The sequence below is a fragment of the Bradyrhizobium sp. GW821-FHT13H06 genome, from assembly GCF_058803975.1.
Genome location: NZ_JBXAPN010000014.1, coordinates 168,630 through 185,216 on the forward strand (window position 1 = coordinate 168,630; position 16,587 = coordinate 185,216).

17 protein-coding genes and 1 pseudogene are annotated in these 16,587 nt (G+C 65.5%); 13 read left to right on the forward strand and 5 right to left on the reverse strand.

All coding sequences use genetic code 11. The features are described 5' to 3' along the window. The first annotated feature begins 164 nt into the window (after nucleotides 1–164). Together AC1RQP_RS36815 and AC1RQP_RS36820 are read left to right on the forward strand one after the other, a co-directional pair. Nucleotides 165–413, forward strand: coding sequence for a hypothetical protein (locus tag AC1RQP_RS36815; RefSeq protein ID WP_345946182.1), 249 nt, complete (start codon nucleotides 165–167; stop codon nucleotides 411–413). A gap of 75 nt (nucleotides 414–488) precedes the next feature. Continuing rightward, complete coding sequence (locus AC1RQP_RS36820; RefSeq protein WP_492942270.1) at nucleotides 489–1,955, forward strand: carboxylesterase/lipase family protein; 1,467 nt, start codon at nucleotides 489–491, stop codon at nucleotides 1,953–1,955. Between the two features lie 7 nt (nucleotides 1,956–1,962). Here the strand turns inward: AC1RQP_RS36820 and AC1RQP_RS36825 are convergent, their stop codons facing one another. Beyond that, nucleotides 1,963–2,142: a hypothetical protein gene (locus tag AC1RQP_RS36825; RefSeq protein WP_035669098.1), complete on the reverse strand. Its 180-nt coding sequence runs from the start codon at nucleotides 2,140–2,142 to the stop codon at nucleotides 1,963–1,965. A gap of 156 nt (nucleotides 2,143–2,298) precedes the next feature. Between AC1RQP_RS36825 and AC1RQP_RS36830 the strand changes: the two genes are divergently transcribed. After that, nucleotides 2,299–3,093, forward strand: coding sequence for a DODA-type extradiol aromatic ring-opening family dioxygenase (locus AC1RQP_RS36830; RefSeq protein WP_492942272.1), 795 nt, complete (start codon nucleotides 2,299–2,301; stop codon nucleotides 3,091–3,093). A 46-nt stretch (nucleotides 3,094–3,139) separates the two neighbouring features. Here AC1RQP_RS36830 and AC1RQP_RS36835 read toward each other — a convergent pair whose 3' ends face one another. Genes AC1RQP_RS36835 through glgC form a run of 3 tightly spaced genes read right to left on the reverse strand, consistent with a single transcriptional unit; the run spans nucleotide 3,140 to nucleotide 6,146 of the window. After that, on the reverse strand, nucleotides 3,140–3,400 hold the full coding sequence (locus AC1RQP_RS36835) for a SemiSWEET transporter (RefSeq protein WP_239626247.1): 261 nt from the start codon (nucleotides 3,398–3,400) through the stop codon (nucleotides 3,140–3,142). 32 nt (nucleotides 3,401–3,432) lie between these two features. Next, nucleotides 3,433–4,887: a glycogen synthase GlgA gene (glgA, locus tag AC1RQP_RS36840; protein ID WP_492942274.1), complete on the reverse strand. Its 1,455-nt coding sequence runs from the start codon at nucleotides 4,885–4,887 to the stop codon at nucleotides 3,433–3,435. Then, nucleotides 4,884–6,146 carry a glucose-1-phosphate adenylyltransferase gene (gene glgC / locus AC1RQP_RS36845; protein ID WP_239626244.1) on the reverse strand — a complete coding sequence of 421 codons (1,263 nt, stop codon included), beginning with the start codon at nucleotides 6,144–6,146 and terminating at the stop codon, nucleotides 4,884–4,886. The genes glgA and glgC overlap by 4 nt, the downstream gene beginning before the upstream one ends. A 332-nt stretch (nucleotides 6,147–6,478) precedes the next feature. On the opposite strand from glgC, the gene AC1RQP_RS36850 reads away from it, so the two are divergent. After that, nucleotides 6,479–6,925 carry a hypothetical protein gene (locus AC1RQP_RS36850; RefSeq protein ID WP_239626242.1) on the forward strand — a complete coding sequence of 149 codons (447 nt, stop codon included), beginning with the start codon at nucleotides 6,479–6,481 and terminating at the stop codon, nucleotides 6,923–6,925. Nucleotides 6,926–7,047: 122 nt separating this feature from the next. Here the strand turns inward: AC1RQP_RS36850 and AC1RQP_RS36855 are convergent, their stop codons facing one another. Further along, entirely contained in the window at nucleotides 7,048–8,028 is a 981-nt protein-coding gene (locus AC1RQP_RS36855; RefSeq protein ID WP_492942276.1) for an ABC transporter substrate-binding protein, read from the reverse strand. A gap of 477 nt (nucleotides 8,029–8,505) precedes the next feature. Here AC1RQP_RS36855 and AC1RQP_RS36860 point away from each other — a divergent pair, with 477 nt between their 5' ends. The 9 genes and pseudogenes from AC1RQP_RS36860 to AC1RQP_RS36900 all read left to right on the forward strand — a co-directional run bounded on the left by AC1RQP_RS36860 (nucleotide 8,506) and on the right by AC1RQP_RS36900 (nucleotide 16,454). Next, nucleotides 8,506–9,606, forward strand: a complete 1,101-nt coding sequence (locus AC1RQP_RS36860) for an ABC transporter substrate-binding protein (RefSeq protein ID WP_239626239.1) — start codon at nucleotides 8,506–8,508, stop codon at nucleotides 9,604–9,606. Then, on the forward strand, nucleotides 9,584–10,606 hold the full coding sequence (locus AC1RQP_RS36865) for an ABC transporter permease (RefSeq protein ID WP_492942279.1): 1,023 nt from the start codon (nucleotides 9,584–9,586) through the stop codon (nucleotides 10,604–10,606). The genes AC1RQP_RS36860 and AC1RQP_RS36865 overlap by 23 nt, the downstream gene beginning before the upstream one ends. Beyond that, a complete protein-coding gene (locus tag AC1RQP_RS36870; protein ID WP_492942281.1) occupies nucleotides 10,600–11,397 on the forward strand; it encodes an ABC transporter ATP-binding protein in 798 nt (265 codons plus the stop codon). Before AC1RQP_RS36865 ends, AC1RQP_RS36870 begins: the two co-directional genes overlap by 7 nt. Continuing rightward, entirely contained in the window at nucleotides 11,391–12,563 is a 1,173-nt protein-coding gene (locus AC1RQP_RS36875; protein WP_492942283.1) for an acyl-CoA dehydrogenase family protein, read from the forward strand. The genes AC1RQP_RS36870 and AC1RQP_RS36875 overlap by 7 nt, the downstream gene beginning before the upstream one ends. Nucleotides 12,564–12,584: 21 nt before the next feature. After that, nucleotides 12,585–13,685, forward strand: a complete 1,101-nt coding sequence (locus AC1RQP_RS36880) for an LLM class flavin-dependent oxidoreductase (protein ID WP_492942285.1) — start codon at nucleotides 12,585–12,587, stop codon at nucleotides 13,683–13,685. Next, nucleotides 13,682–14,620 carry an ABC transporter substrate-binding protein gene (locus tag AC1RQP_RS36885; RefSeq protein WP_492942287.1) on the forward strand — a complete coding sequence of 313 codons (939 nt, stop codon included), beginning with the start codon at nucleotides 13,682–13,684 and terminating at the stop codon, nucleotides 14,618–14,620. Before AC1RQP_RS36880 ends, AC1RQP_RS36885 begins: the two co-directional genes overlap by 4 nt. Beyond that, a pseudogene (locus AC1RQP_RS36890) lies at nucleotides 14,599–14,805 on the forward strand (CmcJ/NvfI family oxidoreductase); the annotation flags it as partial. The gene AC1RQP_RS36885 and the pseudogene AC1RQP_RS36890, both read left to right, overlap by 22 nt. Before the next feature lie 120 nt (nucleotides 14,806–14,925). Beyond that, entirely contained in the window at nucleotides 14,926–15,240 is a 315-nt protein-coding gene (locus AC1RQP_RS36895; protein WP_061879275.1) for a septal ring lytic transglycosylase RlpA family protein, read from the forward strand. A 44-nt stretch (nucleotides 15,241–15,284) separates the two neighbouring features. Beyond that, nucleotides 15,285–16,454, forward strand: coding sequence for a Gfo/Idh/MocA family protein (locus AC1RQP_RS36900; RefSeq protein WP_492942289.1), 1,170 nt, complete (start codon nucleotides 15,285–15,287; stop codon nucleotides 16,452–16,454). Nucleotides 16,455–16,587: the final 133 nt, after the last annotated feature.

The following is a 16,587-nucleotide window of genomic DNA, read 5'->3' on the forward strand; positions in this document are numbered from 1 at the left end:
GCCGGCAGGCTATCGCCGCAGGTTCAGCTTGTCATCACAGCAAGTGCAATCCCCGGTGGTTGTTTGCGGCGCATCGTGACCGCGCGAATGTTTGCGGCACCACACGCATCGCGACGCACAATGGCCGTGATAGCCCGGGGTAATCAGAGCGCATCCTTCTGTGTATGCTTGCGCTTACAAGCCACGCGTACCGGCCGGGCGTCATGACAGAGTTGAGTGAGCGCACCAAAGCGAACATGGACGTCGTTCTCGAGGAGACATGCCGCCAATTGCCGCATGGCGGCGGTCATGACAGCCGCAGGTTCATCGCCGAGCGCCTGATCAAGGCGGCGGAGTCCGGCCACTCCACGCTCGGCGAGCTCGGCATTGTCGCGCGGCGCGCGCTGGCGGAGTTGATGGGCAAAGGCCGCTAGGCGCGGGCGCGAGGCTTGCCTCGCTGACGGCCCTGGACATAACCTGCCCGGGATCCTTCATCGAGATCTTCGAAGATGCGGTCTTTGCTTGCACTCGTTGCGGCTTGCGCAATCCTGTGTTGCGCACGATCGGCTGAGGCTCAGCCGGTCGGACAGTTTCCATTCGCGTTGACGCGTGAAGGACAGATGCTCGGCGCCGTGGAAGGCGAGGTGGCGTCCTTCAAGGGGCTGGCTTACGCGGCGCCGCCGGTCGGCGCGTTGCGCTGGCGCGCGCCGCAGCCGACGGCCGAAAGCTCGGAGATGCGCACCGCCTACGACTACGGTGCGCCGTGCCTTCAACCGTCGCTGCAGGATGCGAGCGAGGATTGCCTGACACTGAACGTGTTCCGTCCCTTCGGGGTCGACGGCCCATTGCCGGTGATGGTGTTCATCCATGGCGGCGGCTTCGTCTCGGGCACGGCGAACGATCCGCTGTTCGTTGGCGCCAAGCTGGCGCAGGCGGGCCTCATCGTGGTCACCGTGAATTATCGCCTCGGCGCGCTCGGCTGGCTCGTTCATCCCGCGCTTTCGGACGGCGGCGGAAATTACGGCCTGATGGACCAGATCGCCGCGCTGCATTGGGTGCACGACAACATCGCGGCCTTCGGCGGCGATCCGGGCAACGTCACCTTGTTTGGCAGCGGTGCAGGCGCGACGTCGGTCGCGCTCCTGATGCTGTCTGCGCAATCGCGCGACCTCTTCCAGAAAGCCATTCTGCAATCGGTGCCCGCTCGTGCGCGCCTGCGCTCGGTGCAAGAGGCGGAGGCCATCGGCCGGCAGTTCGTGGCCGCGCTTGGACCGGAGGCAGATTTGCGCGCAGCCGAGCCGCGGCGCGTGCTGGCCGCCGAGCAGCAATTGCTGGCGACGTCGCCGCGCAGCTTCGCGCCGATGATGGATGGGCGTCTGGTGACCGAGGATCTCGCCCCGGGCTTCGCGGCCGGACGTCAAGGCCGCATTCCCCTGATCATCGGCGCGAACGACGACGAGACGGGCCTGGACAATGAGATCGACATCAAGAAGGAGCTTGCGTCGTCCGGCATTCCAAGCGGCGAACTGCGCAAGCTCTATCCGGGCCTCGCCAGATCCTCGGATCTCGCGGCAAGGTTCTACACCGACAAGGTCTTCTCGGAGCCGGTGCGATTGCTGGCCCGCCTGCACGTCGCAAGTGGTGCGCCGACGTTTCGCTATCGCTTCGCCTATGTGCCGGAGGCCCGGCGGGCGAATCCGGAAGCTGGCCACGGGCGGGAGTTGCAGTTCATCTTCGGTGCGGAAGGCGTGCCCGGCGCCGGCATCTTGTCGCGACGTGATCGCGCGGTCGCGAGCCGCATGCGCGCCTATTGGATCAATTTCGCGAGAAGCGGCGATCCCAATGGTCCCGATCTGCCACGCTGGGACGCGGCGGGCGGCGATCGCCTGCTGCTGATCACGAACGACCGGATCGCGAGCGAAGACGATCCGCTGGCGGAGCGTCTCGATCGGCTGGCCGGTGAGGACAGCAAATGAGTTGGATTTACGCCGCGAGTTCGACGCGGGGTGCCGGCGTCAGCCGGTCTTCCTCCAGATAGTCCATCGCGCCGTCCTTCTCGACGGCGTAGAACTGCTGGCCTTCCCTCGACTTGAAGGCGGCACGGACGACACCGCGGCGGCCCTTGTCACTGTTGACGACGTCCCCCAGCGCAAACTTCCTCATCTCACGTCTCACTTGTCTTCAGGCCGACTCCTTCGGCCACGGCGGGGATTCTGAGCGGCAAATCGTTAACGGCTTGCTAACCATGCTGCTTTGCCTATGCTCACCGCGGATCGTGCGGACAGTACGCCCGCGCCCGCTGTCAACGAGACGAGCCCCATGACGCGATTTCCGACCCTCTTCCTGTCGCATGGCGGGGGCCCCTGGCCCTTCATGGAGGACAGGCGCGTGCAATATGCCAGGACCGCCGAGGCGTTCGGTCGTCTGCCGCAGCTTCTCCCCGAGAGGCCGAAGGCCGTGCTCGTCATCACCGGACATTGGGAGGCCGATGCCTTCACCGTGTCGACCTCGCCGCATCCTCCGATGGTCTACGACTACTACGGCTTCCCCGAGCATACCTATCAGCTGAAATATCCGGCGCCCGGCAAGCCCGAGCTCGCCGCGGAGGTGAAGGCGCTGCTCGCACGCGCCGGTCTCGATTGCCGGGAGGATCCCGACCAGGGTTTCGATCACGGCACCTTCGTGCCGCTCGGGCTGATGTATCCGAACGCCGACATGCCGATCGTGCTGCTGTCGCTGAAGTCGAGCTACGATGCGGCCGAGCACATCAAGGTGGGACAGGCGATCGGTCCGCTGCGCGACGCCGGCATCCTGATCGTCGGCAGCGGGCTCACCTATCACAACATGCGCGGCTTCAACCGGCCGGAGTCCAAGCCGGTCTCGTACGACTTCGAGGCCTATCTGAACGAGGCGATCAGCAACCCGGATGCGGCGCGCCGCAACGCGATGCTGGTCGACTGGGAGAATGCACCGAGCGCGCGCCTTGCGCATCCGCGCGAGGATCATCTGCTGCCGCTGATGGTGGCGGCCGGTGCTGCCGGCAGCGACGTCGGACGCCGCGTCTTCGTCGACGAGGTCGCGAACGTGGCAATGGCGTCGTATGTGTTTGGGTGACTGATCTTGTCCCTCGCCCCGCTTGCGGGGAGAGGCGAAGATGGCCTCACCCGTATCTCAGCTTCATGAACAGGATGCCGCCGGCGAGCACCATGGTCACGGCGTTGGCGGCGACCAGGGGGGCATCGCCGGAGAGCAGGCCGTAGACCAGCCAGAGCGCCAGGCCCAGCACCATGACCAGGAACATGCCGAGAGAGATGTCGCGCGCCGAGCGGGTCTTCCAGACCTTGATGAACTGCGGCGCGTAGGCGACGGTGGTGCAGGTGGCGGCGGCGAAGCCGAGCAGCTTGATCGCGAAGGGGTCCATGGCCGCCTCTATAGCATGGATTCGACCACGCCTCACGCGCGGGCCGTCGTGAGGCGGCGATAAAGCGCGGCATAGTCGCCGGCGCGATTGCGCCAGGAGACGTCGGTCGCAAGTCCGCTTCGTTGCAGCCGGCGCCAGGTCGGCTTGTCGTGGAAGACGGTGTTGGCCTTGCGCAGCGTGCCGGCGAGGGCATCCGCCGTCACGGGGCCGAACTTGAATCCCGTGGCATCGTGGCCGGACGCATTGGCCTCGCCGATGTCGACGATGGTGTCCTCGAGGCCGCCGACGCGGGAGACGATCGGCACGGCGCCATAGCGCAGCGCGCAGAGCTGGGTCAGGCCGCACGGCTCGAACCGCGAAGGAACGACGAGGGCGTCCGAACCGGCCTGGATCAGATGCGCCAGAATCTCGTCATAACCGATCGCGACGCCGATCCGGCCGGGGTTGGCGCGGGCCGCAGCCTGATAGCGATCCTGCAGATCGCGGTCGCCGCTACCGAGCAGTGCGAGCTGCATGCCTTCGCGCAAAATGGTCGGAATGGCCTCGAGCAGGAGATCGAGCCCCTTCTGCCACGACAGCCGACTGATGACGCCGAGCAGCGGCGCCTCGTCGGAGGAATCGAGGTTGAACTGCTGCTGCAGCACCGCCTTGTTCGCGGCCCGGAACGTCAGGTCCTCCGCGCCGAAGCGGTAGGCGATGTGCGGATCTTCCTGCGGATTCCACACCGATATGTCGATGCCATTGAGAATGCCGCTCAGCACGCCGGATCGTTCACGAAGCAGACCGCCGAGCCCCATGCCGCCTTCGTCGCTCTGAATTTCCTTCGCGTAGGTCGGCGATACCGTGGTGATGCGATCGGCGAATCGCAGGCCGGCCTTCAAGAAGCTGATGCTGCCGAAATATTCCAGTTCGTTGGCGTTGAAGGAGTGCCAGGGCAGGCCGATTGATCCGATCAGCTCGGGAGCGAACTTGCCCTGATAGGCCATGTTGTGGATGGTCATCACGGTGCCGGGCCGCGGACGATCGTCGTAGTGCAGATAGGCCGGCGCCAGCCCGGCCTGCCAGTCATGGGCGTGCACGATATCGGGCACGAACGCCGGAACGAGGCCGTGGCCGATATCGGCGGCGACGCGCGACAGCGCCGCGAAGCGCACACCATTGTCGGGCCAGTCGATGCCTTCAGCGGTGACATAGGGGTTGCCGGGCCGGGCATAGAGATGCGGCACGTCGAGCACGAACAGGTCGAGCCCGTCATACGAGCCCGCCAGCAGCCGGCCGGGGCCGCCGAAATAATCCGGCCAGCTCCGGAGTTCCTCCGCGCCCGAGACCAGGCGCATCACGTCGGGATAGCCGGGCATCAAGGTGCGCATCTCGACGCCATGCGCCTTGAGCGCAACCGGCAGCGCGCCGGCGACATCCGCAAGGCCACCGGTCTTGACGAGAGGATAGACTTCAGAGGCGACCGCGAGGACGCGAACAGGCGTCATGTATTGAGCCTGTCGATCATCGGCTGGGTGATCAGCGAGATTCCCTGCTCGGTGGTGCGAAAGCGCCTTCCGTCGAACTCGGGATCCTCGCCGACGACGAGGCCTTCCGGAATCTCGACACCGCGATCGATGACGACGTTCCTCAAGTGGGCACCGCGACCGACATTCACATAGGGCATGATCACGGCGTTCTCGACGTTGGCGAAGGAGTTGATGCGCACGCCGGTGAACAGCAGTGAGCGGCGCAGCGAGGCGCCGGAGATGATGCAGCCGCCGGAGACCAGCGAGCTCACCGCCTGACCGCGCCGGCTCTCCTCGTCGTGGACGAATTTCGCGGGCGGCGTGATCTCGGCATAGGACCAGATCGGCCAGGCGCGATCGAACAGGTCGAGCTCGGGCACGACGTCGGTGAGGTCGATATTGGCCGCCCAGTAGGCATCGACCGTGCCGACGTCGCGCCAATAGGCGCGGGGGTCGCTGCCGGAGCGGACGCAGGAGGTCGAGTACTGGTGCGCCATCGCGCGGCCGTTCTTGACGATGTAGGGAATGATGTCCTTGCCGAAGTCGTGGTTCGAGTTCGGATCCTCGGCGTCGCGCTTGAGCTGGTCGAACAGGAACTTCGCGTCGAATACGTAGATGCCCATGCTGGCGAGCGAGACGTCCGGCTTGCCCGGCATCGACGGCGGATCTTTCGGCTTCTCCAGGAACGCCTGGATCCAGCCGTTTTCGTCAATATGCATGATGCCGAAGCCGGAGGATTCCGTCCGCGGCATTTCGAGGCAGCCGACGGTGACGTCGGCACCACTCTCGACGTGCTGGCGCAGCATCAGCTCGTAGTCCATCTTATAGATGTGGTCGCCGGCCAGCACCACGATGAAGCGGCAGGCGTGAGATTCGATGATGTCGATGTTCTGGTACACCGCGTCCGCCGTGCCGACATACCACATGGTCTCGGAGACGCGCTGGCTGGCGGGAAGGATATCAAAACTCTCGTTGCGTTCGGGGCGGAAGAAGTTCCAGCCCATCTGAAGATGCCGGATCAGGCTGTGAGCCTTGTATTGGGTCGCGACCGCGATGCGGCGGATGCCCGAGTTCACGGCGTTCGACAGCGCAAAATCGATGATGCGGGACTTGCCGCCGAAATAAACCGCGGGCTTGGCACGCCGGTCGGTCAGCTCCAGGAGCCGGCTGCCGCGCCCGCCGGCCAGGACGAACGCCAGCGCCTGACGGGCAAGCGGCTCGGGTCTCGCGGCACTCATGTCATCCTCCCACAACTCTGGCGCTCGCGAGAAGCCTCCCGGCCGCGCACATTGGAACCGATAGTAATGGCACGAATAGTAAATCGGGAAGGTGGTTGTTGGTTGCGGATGCACGGAAGCTTAATGCTTTCCGGGTGTTCGGGCCTCAGGCGCCGTCGCGCCGGTGTCGCACGAGGCGAGCTCGTCAAGCTTCGGTGGGCACCGGTTGATCAGAACGGAGGCATGCGTCTTGTGCGGTGCACGCAAATTCCAGGCTTTGACTTGGCGCAAGGATGCCCGATCATGACGCTGCGATCCTTCTCCAAGCGAAAGGTCAGACAGGGAGTAAGACGATGAGGATCTGGAAGACGGCAATTGCCTGCTCGCTGGCCGGCGTGGTCATGGCAGGCCAAATCGGGCAGGCCACGGCGGGCCCGATGCCGACCAACGTTGCGACGATGAAGGCTGCGGCCGGCGACGATGTCACGCAGGTGCATTGGCGCGGTGGCGGCTGGGGATTTGCCCTTGGTGGTCTCGCCGCCGGCGCGATCATCGGCGGCGCCATCGCCAGCGGCGCGCCTTATGGCTACGGCTACGGCTATTATGGTCGTCCGTACTATGGCGGCTATGGATATCCGGGCTACGGCTATGGCTACGCCCCGGCATATTACGGCGGTTATGGCTACGCGCCGGCCTATGCCTATCCGCGATACTATCGGCCCTATCGTCCGTATTACAGCTATGGCTATTACCGGCCGTACCGTGCCTATCCCCGGCACTATTACCGCAGATATTGGTAAGCACCGCGGCTAGAACGAGAGCCACACGATCAAGCTCATGCATGCCAGATGCATGAGCACGATCGCGGCGAGATGCAATGGGCCGGGCTTGAGGCGAAGCCCACGCATCCCGCCGCCTCCACCTAGTTCGATCCCGCGGCCGCCGCGGTGAAGCTGCGGTCGACGGCTTGGCTAACGTCGAGCTTCTTCGGCAGGATGCCGTAACGCGTCGAGCGGTCGGAGGCCTCCTGCACCTCCTTTACCACGTTATCGTCGATCACGATCGGGCTGGTGCGCTGCGCGGTGTAGGCCGACAGCAGTACGTCCTCCGGCAGCCTGGTCAGCTCGGCCGTGTTCCTGGCGTATTCGCCGAGGTGATCGAGCGACCATAGCCGCGCCTTGTTCAAACGCTGCACGAGATCCTGCACCGCCGCGCGCTTGGTGGCGATGGCGTGATCGGAAGCGACGATGAAGGTGATGGTCGGCGTCAGGCCTTCGCCGTCGGCGATCACGCGGGCCTTGTCCTTCAGTGTCGCGAACGAGACGTAGGGCTCCCACACCGCCCAGGCGTCGATCGAGCCTGCGACCAGCGCGATCTTGGCGTCGACGGGACCGAGCGGCGCGAAGGTCGCATCCTCGAGCTTGATCTGCGCCTTCTCCAGCGTCGCGTCGATCAGGAACTGACCCCAGCCGCCGCGCGTGCCGGCGAGGCGTTTGCCCTTGAGGTCGGCGGCCGACCTGATCGACGAATCCTGGCGCACCAGGATGGCCTGTGTCTTCGCATCCGAGCGCGTGCCGCCGATCGCCTTGATCGGCGCGCCGGCGGCGTAGACCGAGAGGAAGGAGAGGTCGCCGGTGTATCCGACGTCCAGCGCGCCGGCGTTGAGCGCCTCGAGGATTGGCGCGGCTGCAGGGAATTCCGACCACTCGATCTTGTAGGGCAGGTCCTTCGCGTAGCCGGATATTTCGAGCAGCGAGCGGTTGCCGCCCTTCTGGTCGCCGACGCGAAGCACGACCGCGTCCGCGGCGAAGGCCATGGCAGCCGTCGACAACGTGATGGCGGCGGCGAACAGCGATACTGCGAGCCGGCGGGTGATGGAATGGTCGTGGGAATTGATGCTCATATGGCCTGTCTTGTTAGCTGGCTCACGACGCGTGAGCCAGCGATGCTGCGAGACCATCAAGTCTATGAGCGCGCGATGCGTCGTCAATGAAATGGCCAACCGTATTGCGGGTGCTCCAGGCAATGACGTTTCAGAGAATCGTCGCTTTTGAGAACGTGTGGCGTACACGGCCGACGATGCGCAGGAATGGAGCAGGAGGCGATAGTCGCGCTGCACTCCGTCGACCGATGCGCGGGCGAAATCGTTTCATCGCTCCCGTATCCACCGATGGAGAGAATGACTTTCCTTCGCGCAACATTCGAAAATCCATTTCATTGACGGTACGGCAAACGCGCCGCATGATTTGAGCATCGCATCAACGCGGCGCGCAAAACGCCGACGGAAAAATCTTCTCTCAACGCAGCTCCGCCCGGAACATGCGCAACGCGAGCCGTTGCGCAGACGGCGGAGTCTTGCCAGCGCAGGAGCCAGGGGCTGATGAAGAATGACGACAAGCGCAGCGGAGCGAGCCTCGACCGCCGTTATCTGCTGCAGGCGGGGCTTGCCGCGGCCTTCGCCGCGCCGCTCGGTGCCCTGGGAGCGCAGGCCTTCGTGCCGCGCGGAATCGCGCCGGGCGTCGACTTCTCGGAATTTCCGCTGTGCCGGACGGCATCGAATGCGCCCGCGCTCACCGGCGCGCCGCGCAAGCTGAAGCTGTCGTGGAACGCCGGCGCCGTCTGTCTCGCGCCGGTGCCGGTCGCCATCGAGCACGGCTTCTTCCAGAAGCACAATCTCGACGTCGAACTCGTCAACTATTCCGGATCGACCGACCAGCTGCTTGAGGCGATTGCGACAGGAAAGAGCGATGCCGGCCTCGGCATGGCGCTGCGCTGGCTGAAGCCGCTGGAACAGGGCTTCGACGTCAAGATCGCCGCGGGCACCCATGGCGGCTGCATGCGCGTGCTGTCGCGCACCGATTCCGGCGTCGCCAAGCTAGCCGACCTCAAGGGCAAGATCGTTGCGGTCGGTGATCTCGCAGGTCCCGACAAGAATTTCTTCTCGATCCAGTTGGCGAAGCTCGGCATTGATCCGGTGAAGGACGTGGACTGGCGTGCCTATCCCGGCAATCTGCTCAACGTCGCCGTGGAGAAGGGCGAGGTGCAGGCCTTCCTCTCGTCAGATCCGCTCGCCTATCTCTGGCTCAAGGACACGCAATACAAGGAAGTCGCGTCCAACCTCGACGGCGAATACCGCGAGAAGAGCTGCTGCATCCTCGGCCTGCGCGGCAGCCTGGTGCGCGAGGAGCCGCAGGTCGCCCGCGCCATCACCCAGGCGCTGCTCGATGCGGCGATGTTCACTTCGCAAAATTCGTCCGTCGCGGCGAAGTCGTTCCAGCCCTACGCGCCGAAAGCGGCGACGCTCGCCGATATCGAGGGCATGGTGCGCTACCACACCCACCATCATCATCCCGTCGGCGAGATCTTGAAGCGCGAGCTCAAGGCCTATGCCGACGATCTCAAGAGCGTGCAGGTCTTCAAGCAGAGCACCGACACGGCAAAATTCGCGGAGCGCATCTATGTCGACGTATTCGCTGTCTGACGGGCTTGCCTCCGGCGCGCCGCGGCTTTCGCGCGCGCCGCTGCTCGCGAATTGGGTCCGGCAGTCCGGCGTCGGCTTTCTCGCCAGCGTCGTCTGGGTCGCCTTCGGCCTCTCCTGCCTGTGGTGGGCGGACGTCGGCGACTGGTCGCGCACGCATTCGCTCGGCATCGTGGCCTTCGTCATTGCTGCCATCGCGCTGTTCGGGACCGTCGGCGCCGACTATCTCGGCGCGGCGGGACGAGCGTTGCACAAGCGGGCGCCGTGGCTCGTCGCGCTCGGTGCATTCCTGACGGTTTGGGAGGTCGCGACCGCAAAGTTCGCCTGGCTGCCGCTGCCGTTCTTTCCACCGCCGCAGGCGATCATCGAGGTCTACACCGACGACTTGCCAAAGCTGCTCGACAGCGTCCTTGCGTCCGTGAAGCTTCAACTCGGCGGCTATCTGATCGGCGCGACGGTCGGCTTCCTGACCGGCGTCTCGATCGGCTGGTCGCGCGCGGTCGGCTATTGGGTGCACCCGGTGCTGCGCTTCATCGGTCCGCTGCCGGCGACCGCCTGGCTCCCGATCGCCTTTTTCACCTTCCCCTCGAGCTGGAGCGCCTCGACCTTCCTGATCGCGCTGGCGACGGGCTTTCCCGTCACGGTGCTGACCTGGTCGGGCGTCGCGAGCGTCAGCAACGCCTATTACGACGTCGCGCGCACACTGGGCGCAAAGCCGTCCTTCCTGGTGTTGAAGGTCGCGATCCCCGCCGCATTGCCGCACGTCTTCGTCGGCCTGTTCATGGGGCTCGGCTCGTCCTTCGCCGTGCTCGTCGTCGCCGAGATGATCGGCGTCAAGGCCGGGCTCGGCTGGTACCTGCAGTGGGCGCAGGGCTGGGCGGCCTACGCCAACATGTACGCGGCACTGATCGTGATGTCGCTGCTCTGCTCCGGCGCGATCACACTGCTGTTTTCGATCCGCGACCGCTTGCTGGTCTGGCAGAAGGGGACCGTGAAATGGTAGCCGCAGCCCTGGCCGATATTGCCACGCATCCGGCCGCCGGCGCCGCGCTCGACATCGAGCAGGTCAGCCATGCCTTCGATATCGACGGGGCCGAGCTGCCGGTGCTGAGCGACGTCAGCATCTCGGTCGAGCCCGGCGAGTTCGTCGCGCTGCTCGGCCCCTCCGGCTGCGGCAAGTCGACCTTGCTGCGGCTCGTCGCTGGCCTCGACAAGCCCAAGGCGGGGAGACTGCGGGAGGACGAGGACCGTATCAGAAGTCCGCATCCCTCGCGCGTGGTCGTATTCCAGGACCCGACCCTGTTTCCCTGGCGCTCGGTCTGGGACAACGTCGCCCTGGGGCTCGAGGCCCAGGGCATCCTCAAGAGCCAGCGTCACCGCGTCGATGCCGCGCTCGATCTCGTCGGACTGTCCTCCTTCCGCAAGGCCTACCCGCACCAGCTCTCCGGCGGCATGGCGCAGCGCGTCGCGCTCGCGCGGGCGCTGGTCAATGATCCCAAGATCCTGATCCTCGACGAGCCGCTGGGAAAGCTCGACTCGCTCACCCGCATCACCATGCAGGCCGAGCTCGTCTCGCTCTGGCAACGCAAGGGCTTTACCACCCTGCTGGTGACGCACGATGCCGAGGAGGCGCTGGTGCTTGCCAACCGGGTCATCGTCTTCAGCGATCGTCCCGCGCGCGTGAAGGCCGACATCCGCGTCGACCGTCCATATCCGCGCCATCGCGGCGATCCGTATCTGGCCGATCTGCGTCGCCAGATCCTTGGTTTGCTGGGGTTGGATGCCACATGGTGACGTCCGTAGCCGAAGACCGCACGGTCCATGGCGAGCCCGACTACGTCGCCCGCACCGAGACGCTCGCGGCAGGCTTTGCCGCGCGCGCCGCCGGGCACGACCGCACCGGGACCTTTCCGTTCCAGAATTTTGGCGAGCTCTCCGAGGCGGGCCTGTTGTCGCTGACGGTGCCAGCCGTTCATGGCGGGGCAGGCGCTGGCGCGCGATACGCCGCGCGCGTCATCGGCATCATCGGCAAGGCCGATCCGTCGACCGCGCTGGTGCTGTCGATGCATTACATCAATCATCTCGTCATGGCACGCAGCCCGACCTGGCCGGTGCGGCTGTCACGCAAGCTTGCGCGCGAGAGTGTGGAAGGCCTTGCGCTGATCAACGCGCTGCGCGTCGAGCCGGAGCTCGGTTCACCCGCGCGCGGCGGCCTGCCGGCGACGATTGTGCGTCGGACCGAGACTGGCTGGAGCCTGACCGGCCACAAGATCTATTCAACGGGATCGCCGATCTTGAAATGGTACCTGGTCTGGGCACGGACCGACGAGGCCGAGCCGCGCGTCGGTCAGTTCCTGGTGCCGGCAGGCCTGCCGGGCACGCGCATCGTCGAGACCTGGGACCACCACGGGCTTCGCGCCAGCGGCAGCCACGACGTGGTCTTCGAGGACGTCGTGATTCCGCGCGATGCCGAGATCGACGTGCGCAAGCCGGCGGATTGGCGCGCGCCCGACCTTGCGCAGGCGGCCGTCCATGCCGTCTTCGTCGCCGCGATCTATGACGGCGTCGCCCGCGCCGCGCGTGACTGGCTGATCGCATTCCTGAAACAGCGCGTGCCCGCCAGCCTGGGCGCGCCGCTCGCAACACTGCCGCGCGCGCAGGAGACTCTTGGCGCGATCGAGGCCCGGCTCGCGGTCAATGCGCGGCTGATCGACACGTTCGCCCGCGATGTCGACGAGGGCGTCGAGCTTTCCGCCGGCGAGTCCAATGCCGTCAAGCTGACGGTGACCAACAATGCCGTCGCCGTGGTCGAGGACGCGTTATCGCTCACCGGCAATCACGGCCTCAGCCGTACCAATCCGCTGGAGCGGCACTATCGCGACGTCCTGTGCGGCCGCGTGCACACGCCACAGGACGATTCCACGCGCATCGGCCTCGGCCGCGCCGCACTCGGCCTCTAGGACATCAACAGGGAGACGATCATGTCGATCGAGTTCATCGGCTTCATCAGCAACAACAATTCGTCCGAGACCGTCGTCCGCGAAGGACCGGTCCTCAACCCGACCCACATCGAGACGGTGGCGAAGGCGCACGAGAACGCCGGCTTCGACCGTGCGCTGCTGGCGTTTCATTCGACGACGCCCGACGCGCTTCAGGTGGCCCAGCACGTGCTCAATACGACCAGCCGCCTCAACGTGCTGATCGCGCAGCGGCCCGGCTTCACCGCACCGACGCTGCTGGCGCGGCAGTTCGCCGTGCTGGATCAGTTCTCCCGCGGCAGGGTCGCGCTCCACGTCATCACCGGCGGCAACGCTACCGAGCTTCGGCAGGACGGCAACACGCTCGACGACAAGGACGAGCGCTATGCCCGTACCTCGGAGTTTCTCGATGTTCTCAAGCTGGAATGGTCCAGCGACAAGCCGTTCAGCTACAAGGGCAAGTACTATCAGGTCGAGAACGCCTTCTCGCAGGTGAAGCCCTGTCGTCCGGAGGGCATCCGGATCTATTTCGGCGGCGCTTCGGATGCGGCGATCGACGTCGCCGGCAAGCATGCCGACACCTTTGCGCTGTGGGGCGAATCCTATGCGCAGGTCCGCGACATCACTTCCCGCGTCCACAACGCGGCGGTCCGGCATGGGCGGCCGACGCCGCGCTTCAGTCTCTCGGTGCGGCCGATCATCGCCCCGACTGAAAAGCAGGCCTGGGAGAAGGCCGAGGAGATCCTGGCGCGCGCCACCGCGCTCCAGGACAAGACCGGCTATCGCAAGCCCGCGGACGGCCACGCCACTGCCGGTGCCCGGCGCCTGCTCGCGCTCGCCGACCAGGGCAGCCGCATCGACAAGCGGCTCTGGACGGAGATCGCAAAACTCACCGGCGCCAACAGCAACACGACGGCCCTGGTCGGTACTCCCGAGCAGGTCTCCGAAGTCTTCGGCGACTATTACGATCTCGGCATCAGCCATTTCCTGATCCGCGGCTTCGACCCGCTGATCGACGCCATCGAGTATGGCCGCGAACTGATCCCGCGGACGCGCGAGCTGATCGCGAAGCGGCAGGCCGTTCGCGGCGAGGCTGCGGAATGATCCGTCTCATGCTGGCAGGCGCGCTGCTGCTCGGCTCGGTCGGGCTGACGGCGGCACAAACCACGCTCCGCGTCGGAGATCAGAAGGGTAATGCACAGGCCGTGATGGAAGCGGCCGGCGTGCTCAAGGACGTCCCTTACAAGATCGAGTGGAAGGAGTTTCCGGCGGCAGCTCCACTGCTCGAAGCGCTCAGCGCCGGTGCGATCGAGACCGGGCTCGTCGGTGATGCGCCCTTCACCTTCGCCGCCGCCTCCGGCGCGCCGGTCAAGGCGATCGCCGCGATCCGCCAGACGCGCGAGGGCCTCGCGATCCTCGTGCCGGAGAGTTCGCCGATCAAGAGCTTCGCCGATCTGCGCGGCAAGAAGATCGCCACCGGCCGCGGCTCGATTGGCCATCAGCTGATCCTCGCCGCGCTGGAGAAGAACGGCTGGAGTGCGAGTGACGTGCAGATCGCATTCCTGGCGCCCTCGGACGCCAAGATTGCCTACACGCAAGGCTCCGTTGATGCGTGGTCGACCTGGGAGCCCTATGTCAGCCAGGAGGAGGTGCTGTTCAGGTCGCGACGCATCATCACCTCGGAGGGCCTGACGCCGGGCCTGAGTTTCCAGGTGGCGCGGCCTGACGCGATCCGCGACAAGCGCGCGGAGTTGACCGACTTCGTCCGACGTCTCACCGCAGCACGGGCGTGGTCGCTGAGCAACGTCGATAGCTATGCCGCGACCTGGGGCAGGCTGATGAACATCCCGGCCACCGTGCCGCAGAATTGGCTGTCGCGCGCAAAGATCCGGATCGCTCCGATCGACGATGGCGTGGTTGCGGACGAGCAGAGCACGATCGACCTCTATTTCCGCTGGGGTCTGATCAAGCAGAAGCTCGATGCAGTCGAGATCGTCGATCGCTCCTTCGCCGACGCGATCGCGAAGCCGGGGCTGTAGGCACCTCTCGTGTCCCGGACCCGGCGCAAGAGGTGAGGACGGTCTACTATCTCGCGGTCGAGGCATTCCTGCGCGCCACGTTGAAGAAGGACCGCGTCTTCATCTTCGATCGCGCCGTGCACAAGCGTGTCGAAGGCGCGCCGGATATTCGCGACGGCGGCCCGCGCCAGCCGGCAACGCGCGTGGTGTTTCGCGAGCGGTAACAAAGCGTGATGGCCCGCGGCGCATTCCCGGCAGGGTTCCTGGAACCTGAGGGAACAAGACGACGTTGCAGGGCCGGGCAAGGGTCAACCGGGAGCGGTGCCGTGCGCGCGCAGCCGACTTTATTGCTTGGTCTCGTGACTTCATCCCTTGCCTTCATGTCCGTTGCAAAGGCCGAAAGCGGGCTCGCCTCCTATTACGGATACGGGAAGGCCGGCAGAGGCGGCGAGTTGACCTGCGCCCATCGCACGCGCCCGTTCGGCAGCGTGCTCAAGGTGTCCTATAGCGGGCGCACGATCCAATGCCGCGTCAACGATCGCGGTCCCTTCATCCGCGGGCGGATCGTCGATCTCTCGGTGCCGGCCGCCCGCGCGCTCGGCATGATGAGCGCGGGCGTGGTGAGGGTCTCGGTGGAATAGTCCTCTGTGCGCGCTATAGTGCCGCCCCAAAGCAAGGGGGCGCCATGGCCAGGATCAGGGTGGGAGTCGTCGGCTGCGGCTTCGTGTCGGAGCTGCACATGTATGCGTTCCGGCGCGTTTATGGCGTGGACGTCGAGGTCGCGGCGGTTGCGGCGCGTGGCGAGCGCGTCGTTGAATTCGCCGATCGGCACAGCATCCCGCGCGTCTATCGCAGCTTCGCCGATCTGGTCGCGGACGCCGATCTCGACGTCATCGACATCTGCACGCCGCCCAATCTCCATACCGGGATGATCGTCGGCGCGATGCAGGCGGGCAGGCATGTGATCTGCGAAAAGCCCTTCGCCGGCTATTTCGGCCGCGAGGGCGACGAGCAGCCCATCGGCAAGCACGTGCCGAAGGCGCTGATGTATGAGCGCGTGCTCGAAGAGATGGACGCGACACGCGCCGCGATCGAGCGGACCGGGAAGCTCTTCATGTACGCCGAGGACTGGATCTACGCGCCGGCGGTGACCAAGATAGCGGAGATCATCAGGGCGACGAAAGACAAGATCCTGTTCATGAAGGGCGAGGAAAGCCATTCCGGCTCGCACGCCGCGCATGCCGCGCAATGGGCGATGACCGGCGGCGGCTCACTGATCCGCATGGGCTGCCATCCGCTCTCGGCCGTGCTCTATCTCAAGCAGGTCGAAGCGAAGGCGCGCGGCGAGACCATCCGCGTCGCCAGCGTCACCGGCGACGTCGGCAACGTCACAGCCGGCCTCAAGCCCGAGGAGCGCGCCTACATCAGGGCCAATCCCGTCGACGTCGAGGACTGGGGCACTCTCACCGCGACGTTCTCCGACGGCACCAAGGCCACCGTGTTCTCCGGCGACATGATCATGGGCGGCGTGCGCAATCTGATCGAGACCTATACGAGTGGCGGCTCGCTGTTCGCCAACATCACCCCGAACACCCATCTGATGAGCTATCAGACCAGCGAGGACAAGCTCGCCGGCGTCTACATCACCGAGAAGGTCGATCGCAAGACCGGCTGGCAATATGTCTGCCTCGAGGAGGAATGGACGCGCGGCTACTTGCAGGAGATCCAGGACTTCATGGAATGCGTTGCGATCGGACGACAGCCGCTGTCGGACCTCGCGCTCGCGTATGAGACGATCAAGGTGAACTACGCCGGCTATTGGGCGGCGGAGGAGGGGCGGCGGGTGGTACTGTAGAACATCACCATGCGCACGCTGCGTATCCTTCTCCCCTTGTGGGAGAAGGTGGCGCGATGTCCAGACCGGATAGATAGGTAACACGGTAGACCGGATGGATGGGTGACAGTTCTCTGTCGGCTGGGAGGATCAG